This is a genomic window from Enterococcus sp. DIV1368b (genome assembly GCF_050529595.1).
Taxonomy (GTDB): Bacteria; Bacillota; Bacilli; order Lactobacillales; family Enterococcaceae; genus Enterococcus_B; species Enterococcus_B mundtii.
In genome coordinates, this window is the sequence record NZ_CP172883.1 from 2,685,563 (window position 1) to 2,700,832 (window position 15,270).

Genomic DNA, 15,270 nt, shown 5'->3' on the forward strand with positions numbered 1-15,270 from the left:
TGTATGTAAATTCATTTTTCTTTCTGAAAAAAGTGACCACACTACGATAACACCATGTAGTCACTTTGTCAAAATTCAAGTATCTGTTTTATTAGGGAAACTACACAAAAAATTGGCCAATCCCTTATCAGTATAGGGATTGACCAAAATTAGAATTAAATGAGATTTTTCTTATCCGCTCGTTCACTGCCCATCTGGATAAAAAAAGTTCGTCATTCGTTGCAGCGTATACTCGTTCCCAATGAAGTGGACGGTATCGCCCGCTGAGAATTTAGCATATGGGCCAGGAGAGACCAACAGCTCTTGATCGTGGGAAATAGCAATCACTGTTGCACCAGTTGCTTGCCAGATATTCAATTCGCTGATGGATTGATCTAAGTGAGCCGCTTCCTCTGTCAAAGCAAGTTCAAAAGGCAGAAGTGGGTTCATCTTATGTATTCGTTTCGTTTGACTAACAAGTTGGTCCAATAGTTGCGAAAAATGATTCAACTCTTCTTGTTGTTTTTTCACACTTTCCATGATTTCTGCTTTTGTTTCTTGGATCGATTGCACATCTTGGTATTGTAAAAGGAAATCCTTTGCTTTTTCTTTAGATGCTACAAACGCACCACTGCCATGACGGACTTCCATGATCCCCAGATCGACCAAAACATTGATTGCTTTACGAGTCGTCTCTGGAGAAGCGTTATACGTGCTTGCTAAAGTGGATCTTGCATGGATCTTCTCGCCGATTTGATAACGATTTTCTACGATTCGTTCTGCCAAGTCAACGGCGATCTGTTGATAACGCGGACGAACCAGTTTGGTTTTTTCACTCATTTTATTCTTCCTCTTTCATCTACTTGTCAGCTAACATCTTACTATGGACGCTTCAAAGAAGCAAAAGTAAACTGGTTTTATTTTTTTCTTCTATACAAGAAATCCGGTAGTTGTCAGTTGATTTTTCCAAACTAAACAGTTCGTATCACACACTTTGAGAATAAAGCGACAACCACGAAAATCAAAAAATTTTCGTGGTTGTCTTTTTGTTTCTTACGCTAAAAAACAAACTTCATTTAACTTGTAAATTTTTTCAAATAGTCAGTACTTACATCAAAATGACGGGCAGGAAATTCTGGGAAATACAGATCACTTGCCCACTGCCATGCTGCTGTATCTGTATGCAAAGGATTTTTATCAGAAGGATCATACGGCCACTGTGCAACCCAACAATTTTCTTTTCCTAGACGTGTCATATCTAGCTTGTTTTCGGTAAACCAAGAAGCACTCGAATAGTGGATGACGTTTTGATAGCCTCCCTGTTGGATCTCTTTTTGGAAAATCAACGCATTATCTGTCACTTTGTCCAAGTTCATCTTTGGATTTTCACTATCGTTGACAACCACAGTTGATGATGGCAGGTTCAACTCTTTCATATAATCCAATAAAAACTGGGCTTCCCCTTTTGTATCAGCTTCTTCATTGAACCACGCATAATGATAGACACTTACTTTTAGACCTGCTGCAACGGCTGAAGCAATCTGTTCAGGAGCAAGCGGATTTTTATACGAGTCTCCTTCAGTCAATTTCACGACTACACCCTTAATGCCATAGTTTTTCATCGTTTGAAACTCTTCACTCGATATCTTGCCGTTATTAGAAGATATGTCAATAAAATCTTTAGCTGGTCTTCCTGATTCGGCAGCGGAGATTCCAGAATCGTCTGTCAGACTTCGAGTGAGTGATTCTGAGAATTGGCTGCTGCTACCTAACTCATGTTGATTTTTTTCAGTAATCATAGGCTTGATTGGAATCGAAGTTGCCTGTGCTGTTCCTCCAACGTAAACTAGTAAAGTAAAACAAATAACACCTACCCATTTGATCATTGTACGCATCTTGGATCGCTTCCTTTTATTGAATTTTCAAAGCATCAACAAGACGTCCTGTTGGCTCCATTTAACCAAAAATCAAGAAATAAAAAAACAGATAACATGACAATTAACTAATTTTTAAACATAACATTGTTATTAAAAAATAAAAATATTGTTAGTTCAATTTTTACAATATTTATCATCTTACTACTATATATAGTAAGTACTCTTTTGACTTTTGCTATTTTGATTCGAGTTTCTCTTTTCGATGATCCTTAGACACTTCATGATCATTTTTCGTTTTGTGAAAAAATTTCTATCTCTAAAATGTATAAATACCTTTTTCTTCTGGTTTTGATCTGCATTTATTTCTCTTCTTCTTTCCATCATTTTGCATACCTTTTTCGTTTGTGATTTTTCGATCGAACATTCATTTATTGGCAAGCAAAGGTTAAAAAAATATTTTTTAACGGAGTTTTCCACAAGCATTTCTGTATTAATACAAGCGAATCTGCACGAGATACTTGTTTTCATTGTTTTTCAAAAACCACAAAACATAGTATTCCACAATTTCCACAACACAAGATGTAGTGTTTGTTGATTGACTTTTTTACTAATAGATTTATACTATTGATTATAGAGAAAACACATGGGCAAGGAGGCAAATAATAATGAACGTAAAAATCTTTTCAAAAAATAATTGTATGCAATGTAAAATGGTGAAACGCTTTTTAGCTGAAAATAAAATCGACTTTGAAGAAGTAAATATCGATGAACAACCTGAAGCAATCTCATGGTTAAAAGACCAAGGATTCCAAAGTGTTCCGGTCATCACTTCTGACGCAGCGACTGTCATTGGTTTTAGACCAGATCAACTACGTCACTTAGCTAGCTAAGAATCATTCAAACAGTTGTCAAATAGATCGAGGATTTACTTGATCCTCTGCCACCATGGATTTGATGGACTTACGGATATTCTCCGTAACCTCCCCAAATCCTTTTTTACAGCAATGAACACCACTATATCTTGTGGTCAAACATGTATCATCAAAATCAAAAAGAAGGTTGGGCGTATGTATGAGTCTTAAAAATCTAAAAGATGTCAGCTACTTTAAGCTGAATAATGAAATCAATCGACCAGTCAACGGGCAAATCCCTTTAAATAAAGATAAAGAAGCTTTAGCTGCTTTTTTTGAAGAAAATGTCAAACCAAATACGATGACGTTTCCAACAGTGATCGACAAAATCCAGTATTTGATCGACAACCAATATTTAGAAGCAGAATTCATTCAATTATATAGTAGTGAATTTATTGAAAAACTTTATCAATTCCTATTCGAACAAAACTTTACATTTAAATCATTCATGGCAGCCTATAAGTTCTACTCTCAATATGCGTTAAAAACAAATGATGGTTCTGCCTACTTGGAATCTTATGAAGATCGTGTCGCATTCAATGCGTTGTACTTTGCGAATGGCGACGAAGAACTAGCCTTAGCTTTAGCTGATGAAATGATCCACCAACGTTATCAACCAGCAACCCCTTCATTTTTGAATGCTGGACGTAAACGTCGCGGTGAACTTGTTTCTTGTTTCTTGACTCAAGTAACGGATGATATGAATTCGATCGGTCGTTCGATCAACTCTGCCTTACAACTTTCACGAATCGGTGGCGGTGTTGGGATCACTCTTTCTAACCTACGTGAAGCCGGAGCGCCGATCAAAGGATACGAAGGTGCAGCTAGCGGTGTTGTTCCAGTCATGAAATTGTTTGAAGATAGCTTTAGTTATTCGAACCAATTAGGACAACGTCAAGGTGCGGGTGTCGTTTATTTAAACGTCTTCCACCCAGACATCATGATGTTCCTTTCAGCAAAAAAAGAAAATGCAGATGAAAAGATTCGCGTGAAGACTTTATCACTTGGTGTGATCGTCCCAGATAAATTCTATGAATTAGCACGTAAAAATCAAGAAATGTATCTATTCAGTCCTTATAGTGTGGAAAAAGAATATGGTGTGCCATTTTCTTACGTAGATATCACTGCGGAATATGACAACTTGGTAGCAAATCCAAATATCCGTAAACAAAAAATCAAAGCCCGTGATTTAGAAAATGAGATCTCTAAATTACAACAAGAGTCTGGTTATCCGTATATCATCAATATTGATACAGCAAATCGTGAAAATCCTGTAGACGGTAAAATCATCATGAGTAACTTATGTTCTGAGATTTTACAAGTACAGACACCTTCTGTCATCAATGGCAAGCAAGAATATGAAGAGTTAGGGACAGACATCTCATGTAACTTAGGTTCTACAAATATCGTCAATTTGATGGATAGCCCTGACTTTGGTCGCTCTGTCCGCACGATGACTCGTGCATTGACGTATATCACAGATGCTTCAGATATTGACGTGGTTCCACCGATCCAAAACGGGAACAAATTGAATCATACGATCGGACTTGGTGCTATGGGACTTCATACTTATTTTGCCAAAGAGCAAATGGAATATGGTTCCGAAGAATCAATTGATTTTACCAATGTTTATTTCATGTTGTTGAATTACTGGACACTTGTTGAAAGTAACAATATCGCACGTGAGAGAAAACAAGTCTTCCATAATTTTGAAAAATCAGCTTATGCAGATGGCACTTATTTTGATAAATATGTCACTGGCGAATTCCAACCAAAATCTGAACGAGTTGCTGCTTTGTTTGATGGTATCTTTATTCCGACTGCCCAAGACTGGGAAAACTTGAAGCAAGCAATCATGAAAGATGGTTTGTACCACCAAAATCGTTTAGCTGTAGCACCTAATGGTTCTATTTCTTATATCAACGATACGAGTGCAAGTATCCATCCAATCACTCGTATGATCGAAGAACGCCAAGAAAAGAAAATTGGGAAAATCTATTACCCAGCGCCTTATTTATCAAATGAAACAATCCCGTATTACACTTCTGCTTATGATATGGATATGCGTAAAGTGATCGATATTTATGCCACAGCACAAAAACATGTGGATCAAGGAATGAGTATGACGTTGTTTATGCGTTCAGAAATCCCAGAAGGTTTGTACGAATGGAAAGAAACGACAAAACAATCCACACGTGATCTAAATATTCTAAGACACTATGCTTTCCACAAAGGAATCAAATCGATTTATTATGTACGTACGTTTACAGACGATGCAGAAGAAATCGGCAGCAACCAATGTGAAAGCTGTGTGATCTAATTTCACTTAGTGATAGAACCGTTACTGGATTTTAATAAAGGAGCATTCTCATGTCAGAAACTTATTATGCAGCGATAAACTGGAATGAAATTGAAGATATCATTGATAAATCGACTTGGGAGAAATTAACTGAGCAATTTTGGTTAGACACACGTATCCCTTTGTCAAATGATTTAGACGACTGGCGTACGCTTTCCCAATTAGAAAAAGATACAGTTGGTCACGTATTTGGTGGATTGACTTTACTTGATACCGTCCAATCAGAAAGCGGGATGGATCAATTACGTAAAGATGTCCGCACGCCCCATGAAGAAGCGGTATTGAACAATATCCAATTCATGGAGTCTGTCCATGCGAAAAGTTACTCTTCGATCTTCAGTACATTGAATACGAAAAAAGAAATCGAAGAAATCTTTGAATGGACGAATACCAATCTTTATTTACAGAAAAAAGCTGAGCGTATCAATGAGATCTACAAAAACGGTACGCCGTTAGAGAAAAAAATTGCGAGTGTCTTTTTAGAAACCTTCTTATTTTACTCAGGATTCTATACACCACTTTATTATTTAGGAAATAATAAATTAGCCAACGTGGCAGAGATCATCAAGTTGATCATTCGTGACGAATCTGTCCATGGCACGTATATTGGCTATAAATTCCAACTAGGTTACAACGAATTACCTGAAGAAGAACAAGAAACATTGAAAGACTGGATGTATAATTTGTTATATGAATTATACGAAAACGAAGAGCGCTACACAGAAGAATTATATGATCCAATCGGTTGGACGGAAGAAGTCAAAACATTCTTGCGCTACAATGCAAATAAAGCATTGATGAATCTAGGAATGGACCCACTATTCCCTGATACAGCAAACGATGTCAACCCAATCGTGATGAATGGGATCTCTACTGGTACAAGTAACCACGATTTCTTCTCTCAAGTCGGAAACGGCTACCTATTAGGTAACGTGGAAGCGATGAAAGATGAAGATTACTTGATTGGTTTAGACTAAACGAAAAAGAGCTTGGATATTGCATCCTCGCTCTTTTTTTGTTTCTCTTTAACCAACTGACAACCTTAGTTCTTCCTATTTTTTATCTAAATAAAGATGTGCTGGATACGTCATATATTCGACAGGTTGCAATTGATCGATCGTGACATAGCCTGCATTGGAATTGATCACTGTCGGTATCCGGTTGATCAACGTAGCGCACGTATGCTTTGGTGTATCTGGTTTGGTTACTTCAAATTGCATACTTGGCGTTCCTTCGATCGACCAAGTACATAGATCTCCTTCACCTGTCTGATAGACTTTTCCAGTACAACCGACTTCCACAACTGGTCCTTGTACCGTTTCAATCGTTGCAACGGCAGACATCCCAATTGCTTCGCCTGCCTTGATTGTCCGCCCCATGGTTTTTGACGGAATATCTTTATCTAAAATGATTGGAACGTTCTTTTGAGAAATGCGTTTGATCGACCAATCCATTTTGGCACAGATTGCTTCAGCGGTCATCCAAGAATAGGAAGGCAAATCGGTTGCATTGGCAATTTCTTTGTCAAATCTTTCTTGATCATAGCCCACACCATGCGCTTCCGCTAACGCTTTTCCATAGTGTTCGACATCATAACTAACTTCCCCACTGATTTTTTGTACATCATTCACGCCAGCAGCCAGCAGCGTTGGAAACAACACCCAGTAAATATCTTGCATTCCTGTTCCTGAAATCGTCACGTTGTTGGCTTTTGCGATTTTATCTAAACGATTGGTTTCTCCAACCGAAGTCGTCCAAGGATACAAAGCTTCTTCACCGATCGTTAAAACATTGACTCCATAGGTCAAGGGTATCTCTAAACTCGGCATGAAATCTTTGATATAACTAGCAATCGTGACTAACGCCACATCGGCATCACAGTTTTGAAATACTTCATGAGGATCGCTGGAGATTTTAATACCTAAGGCTTGTTCATAGCCTAAATATAAGCCTAGATCTTGACCGATTGCCTCTGGACGATTGTCTACAGCTCCAACGATTTCAATATCTTTTGCCAAGGCATATTTGATAATCTCTTTCGACATTTTTCCACAGCCGACTTGGACCATACGAATTTTTTTAGTCATTTTATTCCCTCACTTTTTAGAAAATTTCTAAACGAGCTCACGAATATCGTCAACAGTTCGCTCAAAGACTTCCCCCACTTCAGGACAGGTCAGTTTTCCTTTATAGGTACTGATTCCTGGTAGGATCTCTGGATACGTTTGGATGACTTCTGTCAGTGATTGGGAGGCTAAGCCCTTGATATATCTCATCGTGACATTCGTTAAAGCTAACGTAGACGTTTGAGGAACTAATCCTGGCATATTCGCAACCGAGTAGTGGATCACTCCATGTTTAACGAAAGTCGGTTCTTCATGGGTGGTTGGCTGGCTCGTTTCAAAACAGCCCCCTTGGTCAATCGCAATATCCACCAAGATCGTTCCTTCTTTCATTTGCTTCACTAATTCTTCTGTGATAAGATGTGGGGCTTTTTTACCTGGTAATAAGACTGAACCAATCACGATATCACTAGTCAATGCCATTTTCTCAATATTCGCTGGGCTTGAGTAGAGGGTTTTTACTTGCCCATTGAACATCTCTGACAATTCACGTAAGCGGTCGACATTGATATCTAAGATCGTCACATCTGCCCCTAATCCGTGCAAGTAATGCGCGGCACTCACTCCGGCGATCCCACCACCTAAAATAGTTGCCTGAACTGGTAAAACACCGGTTACACCTGAAATCAATTTTCCACTTTGCTTCGCTAAAATCTCCGCACCCAATAGACCGCCTAAACGGCCAGCGACTTCACTCATTGGTGCGAGTATTGGGAATGCTCCGTTTTTCGTAACCATTTCATAGGCAATTGCGGTTGTCCCAGACTTGATCAACGCTTCGGTCAATTCAAGATTTGCGGCTAGATGCAAGTACGTAAATAAAATCAAGTCTTTTCTAAAGTATTGATATTCTGATGCTAGTGGTTCTTTGACTTTCACGACGATTTCTGCCGACCAGACTGTCTCTGGATCAGCTTTGATTTGAGCGCCAGCTTCACGGTATTGACTATCTGTAAAGCCTGACCCTTCCCCTGCACGTTCTTCCACATAAACGGTATGACCAGCTGTAACTAACTCTTTGACTCCTGCAGGTGTCACGCCTACACGTTTCTCTGAATTTTTGATTTCTTTTGGTACACCAATGATTGTCATATTATATCCTCCTTTGAATTATTGTTGCTTTTGCCACTCCTCAAAGCCCATATGAATCGCATCGAATAGTTGATCTGCGTTTTCCTTTGAAAAGGTCAACGATGGTGAAATGATAATCGTTTGTAATTCATCACGGAGCAAGACGCCTGCATTGATGGCATAATCAGCAACTGCTTGCACATTTTTTGCTGTTTGTTCCACATCATATTTCCCTGTATTCTCAAAATCGATAGCGATCATCAAGCCTTTTCCACGAACATCACTAATGCAGTCATATTTTCCTTCAATACCTTTTAGACGTTCCAATAAATATGCACCGACTTCACGAGCATTTTCAACTAAGTTTTCTTCTTCCACAATACGTAAAGCTTCTAATGCTGCCACACAGCCGAGCGGGTGTCCACCGTAAGTATGCCCATGGATAATGACATTAGCTCCATTGGTCGCTGATTCGATGCCTTCAACAATGCGTTTGTTAAAAACAGTTGCCCCTAGTGGAACATACCCAGAAGATAATCCTTTTGCTAGAACCATGGCATCTGGTTTGATGCCCCAGCCACGACTACCAAAAAGATATCCTGAACGGCCAAAACCTGTCACAACTTCATCTGCAATCAATAAAATATCATAAGTATCACAAACTTCCCTTAAAGCTGGCCAATAAGAAGTTGGTGGAACGATGATACCGCCAGCACCTTGGATCGGCTCAGCAATAAATGCAGCAATATGATCTGCGCCAATCTGTTCAATCGTTTCAACTAGTTCAGCGATACAGAGTTTTGTCAATTCTTCTGGATCTTGGCAATTCCATTTATTTTTCTTCAAATGTGGAGAAGAAACACGTACACAATCTTGTAAACCTGGACCAATAAATTCCCGATAGATGGGGTTACCACCTATCGACGTTCCACCATAATGCATCCCATGATAGGCTTTTTCCAATGACAGAAATACTTTCTTTGTCGGTTTACCTACTGCTTGCCAGTATTGTCTTGTTATTTTCAACGCAGTATCTACTGAATCACTTCCTCCAGAAGTAAAGAATACTTTCGCCATCTCTTCTTCTTGCGTCATTTGAATGATTTTTTCTGCCAAGTCATATGCCTTGGGATGGGCAATATTCGTAAACAATTGATAGTAAGATAATTTTTCCATTTGATCAGCAATTGCTCGGTTCATTTCAGGGCGATTATGACCAACGTTCATACACCATAATCCACCGACACCATCGAGTAATTTTCTCCCTGTATCATCATAGATAAAATTCCCATCTCCACGTTCGATAACGATCGTTTCTTCTTCACTTGCTCGGGTATCCGTCATCGGATGCCAAAAATACTTTTTCTTGCGATTGTTCATATTATTCTCTCCTTTATCTGCTTTCCTGTTTACATGTTAAGACTAAAGGGTAGAACTACTCTAAGGTCAATCTTTTTTTATTATTTTAATAAAATCGCTTACATTGAAAAAAGTAAAAAATCACTTATATAGAAGAAAAAATACTTTTGTAATTTTATTTGTAAAGCATATTGACCTTAGAACGATTCTAACCTCTAGGATGTGATTGAGGAGGATTGGTAAACATGCACAGCTGATTCAAATAAACAAATTAAAACATTCACAAGAATTGAGGAGGAAAATTTAAATGTCACTATCAGAAACATTGAGCAATGTCATCAACATGGAAATTATCAGTGCGATCACTTCCACACTGTTTATTATATTATTAGGTTACTTTTTAAGAAAGCACGAGATTTTCTCATCAGATGTCGGAAAGACATTGTCTAAGGTCGTCTTAACTGTCGCAATTCCTGCATTAGCTTTTAATTCGTTTATGCAGGACTTGAATGATGAAGTATTGAATCAAGGAATCAACATTTTGATTCTTGGGATATTGGTCCACGTTTTCTTGATTTTTCTAAGTAAATTCTTCTTTTTTAGATATGCACCAAATAAAGAAGACACATTGCGTGTACTCTCTATTTTCGGGTCAACAACATTTTTCGGTATTCCTGTTGTCGGTGCAGTCTTTGGCGCAGAAGGGATTTTGTACGCATCGATTTTTAACATTGGTTATCGTATCTTTTTATACTCTTATGCTTATTTAAAAATGAGTGGATTGAAAATGGCACGCAAGAATATTAAAGAAATGATCTTGAACCCAATCGTATTGGCAACTTTTATCGGATTATTTATTTGGCTCTTCCAAGATAGCTTACCTCAAATTGCTCAGTCTAGTTCTGAATCTGTTGCTTTTTTAAGAATCGATCAGACGTTGCCATGGCTATTTAAACCTTTGACGTTCCTCTCTAGTTTAGCCTCCCCACTCGCTTGGTTGGCAATCGGGATCACATTAGGCGATCTGCCATTCGGTAAAACCCTCAGCAGTCACACCTCTTGGTACTATTCATTCATCAAAGTCATTGTCTTCCCACTTGTGATTTTACTTTCAATTTTACTGTTGAACGCAATGAATATTTTACCAGTGAACGCAGTTGGTCTAAGTACGATAATCATTATGATGGCTACTCCGGCTGCAACAGTTGCGGTTGCTTATGCCATCAACTTTGAAAAAGAAGCAGTACTTGCCTCTAACGCCTCCTTGCTTTCTACACTCTTCTCGATCGTGTTGATCCCTATCTGGATCATCGTCTTAAACTTGCTTGGAAATTAACCCACATTATATAATTAATTAACGAAAGGAAACTATACTATGAAAAATTTAAATGTTGTATGTTATGGTGTTCGTCCTGCTGAAAGATCTCTCTTTCAGCAGTTGAATATCCACGGATTCAATTTGAATCTCGTAGAAGATTTATTGAATGAGACAAACTATACAGAAGCAAAAGGAATGGATGCCGTCATTCTTAGAGGTAACTGTTTAGCAAATCGCATAAATATCGAACGTTTTGCCCAATTTGGGATCAAGTTCCTACTCACACGTACAGTTGGGACAAATCATATTGATTTAATGGCAGCTCACGATCATGGAATGCAAGTCGCGTATGTACCATTTTATTCACCAAATGCAATCGCTGAATTATCTGTTACTTTAGCAATGATGCTTTTACGTAGAACAACTCATACAACGAATAAAACAGCTTCTTATAATTTTACGATTGATCGCTTTATGTTCAGTAAAGAAGTCCGAAACTGTACAGTTGGAATCGTTGGCGTGGGGAACATCGGACTAACAGAAGCAAAACTTTTCAAAGGATTAGGCGCAACGGTGATTGGGAATGATCTATATCCAAGTGAAGAAGCAAAAGCAGCCATCGAATTTAAGTCTCTTGATGACTTACTGGCAGAAAGTGATATCGTCAGTATCCATATTCCTTACATCCCCGGTAAAAATGAACGTTTCATTAATAAAGATTTTATCGAAAAAATGAAGGATGATGCGATTTTGATCAACACTGCTAGAGGAGAGTTACAGGATAATCAAGCAATTCTTGATGCGTTGACGAGAAAAAAACTATCTGGATTTGGTACAGATGTCTTGCCTAATGAAGCGCTGATTTTCAACAAAAATTTTGATGAAGATCCGTTATTGATCGATGCAACAGCTAAGGCGCTGATTGATATGTATCCGCGAGTGATCGTTACACCACATATTGGTTCGAATACCGATGAAGCAGTATCAAATATGATCGAAACAAGTTTTGACAATCTCTATAAAATGTTCAATCAATTGGACTGTGCCAACATGCTTTCTAGTTAAGCTGGAGCATTGACAGCAAAGAACTAGCGTTCCGATATTGGGACAGAAGTGTTCCCCCTCAACAAATAAGGCGACAACCATGAAAATTGCTCTTCCAATTTTTGTGGCTGTTGCCTTATTTTAAAAGAGACTACTTGATTCCCACCGTTGATTTGTTTGTATGGTCACAGACAAAAGTGAATCTTACGTTTGTTTTAACTACTTTCCTTTCGATCATCACAAAAAATAGTAAGACAGAATCCCCAGAAAATCAAAGAATACTTTCTGGGGGTCCTGCCTTATTTCAAAGCTGAAAATTTCTGTCAAACCTCAATTATTTTTTACTCGTGTATTTTTCCCTTTGCTGTTAATGCAATAGAGTCATACATATGAGTAGTTGGCTCGTTGATCAAAGTTGCTAGGTATTTCCCTACAGTTTGTCGGCTGATTTCACCAATGAGACTTTTTCCGTTTCTATTCTCGATACGAATATCCTCAATGATCTCTTTATCGGTTAACCAATTGGGGCGGATGATGGTAAAATCTAGATGACTGTTCTCAATCAAATCTGCTGCAATACGCTGATCCCCTAAATAAGTATCAGGATCGCGATAGTCGCCCAACTCTGCAATTGCTTCTTCGTCATTGAAGTCAACTTCACCGTAGATCCCAAGTGTTGCCATCCAATATACGCGTTTGATCTTATTCTGGTTCATGGCCTCGATCACATGTTTAGCTAAAGGCACCATGTTGTAAGGACCTAAGCAAGAATAGACGATATCAATGCCTTTCATTGCATGAACCAAATCATCTAGATTCGTCGCATCACCAATGATACTTCGCTCCTTATCAAAGACTTTATCCGGATTTCTTAAAAATAAAGTTACATTCACCGTAGGATCATTTTTTAAAAATTCATAGCTATATCTAGCAATTGGTGCTGATGCACCAAGGATCAATACGTTCTTTTTCAATCTATTTCCACCTCTAATTTTGATTTTTTACTTGTACAACGCTCCTCCTTTGATAAGATGAGTAAAGTATAAGGCTTAGAACGACTCTAACCGCAAGTATTTATTCGCCTCTTTTATTACAATTAGTATGATTCTCAAAAAAGCATCTATTCCAGAAAGGGTTTTAGTTATATGAAAAATACGCAAAAAATAAAAAAATTATTAACTGCCTCCATCATTGCAGGAACCGTTTATGGTCTTTTAGCGCTACTTACGGGATTGATGATCAATTACAATGTCCTCTTGCTTGATGGTGTCTATACGATGGTCGGTGCGCTGATGTCTCTGATCGCATTATATATTGCTAAGTTTATCCAGACACAAGATTTTGAACGTTTTCCATTTGGAAAGGAATCACTGATGCCCTTGGTTGTTTTTATCCAATACAGTGTCATCCTATTGATTTCTTCCTATGGCCTGATTGAGTCTTTTTTCAGTTTGCTTTATGCAGATACCTATGTTGATTTGGCGATTGGCTTGCCCTTTTCTTTGTTTGGGACACTCTTTTGTTTTGTCTTTTATCTTTATTTGAAAAAAAATCCGATCAATCATTCCTTTTATAAGGTGGAGCTGGAACAATGGCGCTTCGGTTTTCTATTCAGTTTAGGAGTCGTGGTCTCGATCATCGTCTCTGGTTTACTAGCAAGAACGCCATATCTTGCCATCGCACAACTGATTGACCCAGTGATTTCTATTGGAATTACCATTTTTTATATTTATCTATCGGTGACTGAAATCAAAAATGCCACATTAGAACTTACTTATGCACCCCCCAAATATGAATTACGTGAAAAAATATTGTTAGTAGTTGATAAGCTCTTGCAAAATGTCGCCATCGAAACCTATGTCTTACGAATCGCAAAAGTAGGGGATCAAGTCATTCTTGAACTAGATATCGTGATTTTACCCGATAGTGAACTAGATAGTATCCGCGCGCAAGATCATCTAAGAGATAAACTCAACCGCAAAGTAACTGAAGGTTTCTCTGACTATTCTTTATGGCTGAATATCAACTTTATCGGTGATCTCAAGTGGGCTTAAGAAAGAGCATACTTTATAAAAAAACAGAAGCTCCTCCAATTCGAAAACAATTGGGAAGCTTCTGTTTTTTTCAATTGGTCTGTGTTTGACTACATGCTTTAAGATTCATATATTCTCCTCACCGAATACAGATAAATTAGTTTATGATTCACATTGTTTAAAACCACGTTACTATATTTAGTTAAAAAATTATCTTGTATGTCAGATTTATTTCAGCTAACCTTATTTAGAAGACCCCCTTACCAAATGTCGGCTGATTTCTTTTTTCAATTCGGTAACAACTTCTTCTTCACTCGCCATAGATAAAAATTCTAGCCACTTAGTCACTTCTTCCGACTTTTGTTCACAGATGGATTTTCTAACCATAATAATCCCAAGGTAATCATATCTTTTCGCATTTTCAGCAAAACTATGTGCATAATCTAGTATATTTTTGCATTCAGTATACATAGCGTTCTCTAAAAATATTGTTGAAAAATTAGTTAATATTGACAAACGTAGAATTGATATTTCCTTTAATTTATTATACTTCTCCAAACTTCGTAACATTTTTGGAACAATGCTTTTGATTGTTTCTAAAGGTAAAAAGTAAAAAATAAAATTGATGGTCCTGATATCATCGTATGTCCAAGTATCAATCAAAGAAATCCTATCCCATACAATGGTTGCCAATTTCATACTTATGTCTGAAAAATTTAATTTATTTAGTTCATTTAGTTCTAAAAAAATATGTAAAATATGATTTATCTCGTTAATTTTATAATCATTATTATTTTTTAAATATCGTTCACATCGTTTAATTAACATATCTATCTTAGTTCGTTGCGCATTAGATACCAAGGAATAAAAATCAACTAATATTTCTTGTCTTTCACTATTATTATATTCATTACAAATATATTCAAATTCATTAAACGATACATTGACTTGTTCTAATAGATACTGCATTGTATCGAATGACGGTACTCTATTCTTGCTCTCAAACTTAGAGAGGGTTGAACGTTCTAGATTTCCATTGCATATATTATTTTGTGAGATACCTTTAGATTTTCTTATCATTCTATATACATTTCCATAATTCCAAATCATGATTTTCTTCTCACTTTCTCTGAATTTTCTAACTATGTGACTTTGAGCCACACGATAAATTATACCATTTTTTTTATATATTATAT

Annotated in this window: 13 protein-coding genes; 6 read left to right on the forward strand and 7 right to left on the reverse strand. The window is 37.4% G+C overall.

Annotated features, from left to right (window positions below):
- Window positions 1–183 precede the first annotated feature (183 nt).
- On the reverse strand, window positions 184–819 hold the full coding sequence (locus IGJ19_RS12395; RefSeq protein ID WP_086335156.1) for a GntR family transcriptional regulator: 636 nt from the start codon (window positions 817–819) through the stop codon (window positions 184–186).
- A 236-nt stretch (window positions 820–1,055) separates the two neighbouring features.
- A complete protein-coding gene (locus tag IGJ19_RS12400) occupies window positions 1,056–1,874 on the reverse strand; it encodes a GH25 family lysozyme (protein ID WP_086335157.1) in 819 nt (272 codons plus the stop codon).
- Window positions 1,875–2,521: 647 nt separating this feature from the next.
- Between IGJ19_RS12400 and nrdH the strand changes: the two genes are divergently transcribed.
- The 3 genes from nrdH (at window position 2,522) to nrdF (ending at window position 6,103) form a co-directional block, all read left to right on the forward strand.
- Window positions 2,522–2,746, forward strand: a complete 225-nt coding sequence (gene nrdH / locus IGJ19_RS12405) for a glutaredoxin-like protein NrdH (protein ID WP_010734318.1) — start codon at window positions 2,522–2,524, stop codon at window positions 2,744–2,746.
- Between the two features lie 181 nt (window positions 2,747–2,927).
- Window positions 2,928–5,087 carry a class 1b ribonucleoside-diphosphate reductase subunit alpha gene (nrdE, locus tag IGJ19_RS12410; RefSeq protein ID WP_062806161.1) on the forward strand — a complete coding sequence of 720 codons (2,160 nt, stop codon included), beginning with the start codon at window positions 2,928–2,930 and terminating at the stop codon, window positions 5,085–5,087.
- A gap of 50 nt (window positions 5,088–5,137) precedes the next feature.
- On the forward strand, window positions 5,138–6,103 hold the full coding sequence (nrdF, locus tag IGJ19_RS12415; RefSeq protein WP_430604166.1) for a class 1b ribonucleoside-diphosphate reductase subunit beta: 966 nt from the start codon (window positions 5,138–5,140) through the stop codon (window positions 6,101–6,103).
- 75 nt (window positions 6,104–6,178) lie between these two features.
- Here nrdF and IGJ19_RS12420 read toward each other — a convergent pair whose 3' ends face one another.
- From IGJ19_RS12420 to IGJ19_RS12430, 3 genes are read right to left on the reverse strand one after another with little or no spacing between them, the layout of a single operon-like run.
- On the reverse strand, window positions 6,179–7,213 hold the full coding sequence (locus IGJ19_RS12420) for an NAD(P)H-dependent amine dehydrogenase family protein (RefSeq protein WP_161642844.1): 1,035 nt from the start codon (window positions 7,211–7,213) through the stop codon (window positions 6,179–6,181).
- Window positions 7,214–7,240: 27 nt separating this feature from the next.
- On the reverse strand, window positions 7,241–8,341 hold the full coding sequence (gene ald / locus IGJ19_RS12425) for an alanine dehydrogenase (protein ID WP_430604167.1): 1,101 nt from the start codon (window positions 8,339–8,341) through the stop codon (window positions 7,241–7,243).
- Between the two features lie 18 nt (window positions 8,342–8,359).
- Window positions 8,360–9,700, reverse strand: a complete 1,341-nt coding sequence (locus IGJ19_RS12430) for an aminotransferase class III-fold pyridoxal phosphate-dependent enzyme (protein WP_071866435.1) — start codon at window positions 9,698–9,700, stop codon at window positions 8,360–8,362.
- Between the two features lie 286 nt (window positions 9,701–9,986).
- Here IGJ19_RS12430 and IGJ19_RS12435 point away from each other — a divergent pair, with 286 nt between their 5' ends.
- Both IGJ19_RS12435 and IGJ19_RS12440 read left to right on the forward strand, forming a co-directional pair.
- A complete protein-coding gene (locus tag IGJ19_RS12435) occupies window positions 9,987–11,015 on the forward strand; it encodes an AEC family transporter (protein ID WP_071866436.1) in 1,029 nt (342 codons plus the stop codon).
- Window positions 11,016–11,054: 39 nt separating this feature from the next.
- The gene (locus IGJ19_RS12440; protein ID WP_086335162.1) at window positions 11,055–12,062 is read left to right on the forward strand and encodes an NAD(P)-dependent oxidoreductase; all 1,008 of its coding nucleotides are present in this window, start codon (window positions 11,055–11,057) and stop codon (window positions 12,060–12,062) included.
- A gap of 320 nt (window positions 12,063–12,382) precedes the next feature.
- On the opposite strand, the gene IGJ19_RS12445 is transcribed toward IGJ19_RS12440, so the two are convergent.
- The gene (locus IGJ19_RS12445; RefSeq protein WP_074799368.1) at window positions 12,383–13,015 is read right to left on the reverse strand and encodes an NAD(P)H-binding protein; all 633 of its coding nucleotides are present in this window, start codon (window positions 13,013–13,015) and stop codon (window positions 12,383–12,385) included.
- A 171-nt stretch (window positions 13,016–13,186) separates the two neighbouring features.
- On the opposite strand from IGJ19_RS12445, the gene IGJ19_RS12450 reads away from it, so the two are divergent.
- Window positions 13,187–14,095: a cation transporter gene (locus IGJ19_RS12450; protein ID WP_074799367.1), complete on the forward strand. Its 909-nt coding sequence runs from the start codon at window positions 13,187–13,189 to the stop codon at window positions 14,093–14,095.
- A gap of 222 nt (window positions 14,096–14,317) precedes the next feature.
- On the opposite strand, the gene IGJ19_RS12455 is transcribed toward IGJ19_RS12450, so the two are convergent.
- Complete coding sequence (locus tag IGJ19_RS12455) at window positions 14,318–15,184, reverse strand: helix-turn-helix domain-containing protein (RefSeq protein ID WP_115358265.1); 867 nt, start codon at window positions 15,182–15,184, stop codon at window positions 14,318–14,320.
- Window positions 15,185–15,270: the final 86 nt, after the last annotated feature.

What these genes read in the sequence shown, in the direction of transcription:
- ald (WP_430604167.1), bottom strand. Translation starts at nt 8,341, where the DNA reads ATGACAATCATTGGTGTACCAAAAGAAATCAAAAATTCAGAGAAACGT.
- IGJ19_RS12455 (WP_115358265.1), bottom strand. Translation starts at nt 15,184, where the DNA reads ATGATTTGGAATTATGGAAATGTATATAGAATGATAAGAAAATCTAAA.
- nrdH (WP_010734318.1), top strand. Translation starts at nt 2,522, where the DNA reads ATGAACGTAAAAATCTTTTCAAAAAATAATTGTATGCAATGTAAAATG.
- IGJ19_RS12435 (WP_071866436.1), top strand. Translation starts at nt 9,987, where the DNA reads ATGTCACTATCAGAAACATTGAGCAATGTCATCAACATGGAAATTATC.
- IGJ19_RS12400 (WP_086335157.1), bottom strand. Translation starts at nt 1,874, where the DNA reads ATGCGTACAATGATCAAATGGGTAGGTGTTATTTGTTTTACTTTACTA.
- IGJ19_RS12395 (WP_086335156.1), bottom strand. Translation starts at nt 819, where the DNA reads ATGAGTGAAAAAACCAAACTGGTTCGTCCGCGTTATCAACAGATCGCC.
- nrdF (WP_430604166.1), top strand. Translation starts at nt 5,138, where the DNA reads ATGTCAGAAACTTATTATGCAGCGATAAACTGGAATGAAATTGAAGAT.
- nrdE (WP_062806161.1), top strand. Translation starts at nt 2,928, where the DNA reads ATGAGTCTTAAAAATCTAAAAGATGTCAGCTACTTTAAGCTGAATAAT.
- IGJ19_RS12420 (WP_161642844.1), bottom strand. Translation starts at nt 7,213, where the DNA reads ATGACTAAAAAAATTCGTATGGTCCAAGTCGGCTGTGGAAAAATGTCG.
- IGJ19_RS12430 (WP_071866435.1), bottom strand. Translation starts at nt 9,700, where the DNA reads ATGAACAATCGCAAGAAAAAGTATTTTTGGCATCCGATGACGGATACC.
- IGJ19_RS12440 (WP_086335162.1), top strand. Translation starts at nt 11,055, where the DNA reads ATGAAAAATTTAAATGTTGTATGTTATGGTGTTCGTCCTGCTGAAAGA.
- IGJ19_RS12450 (WP_074799367.1), top strand. Translation starts at nt 13,187, where the DNA reads ATGAAAAATACGCAAAAAATAAAAAAATTATTAACTGCCTCCATCATT.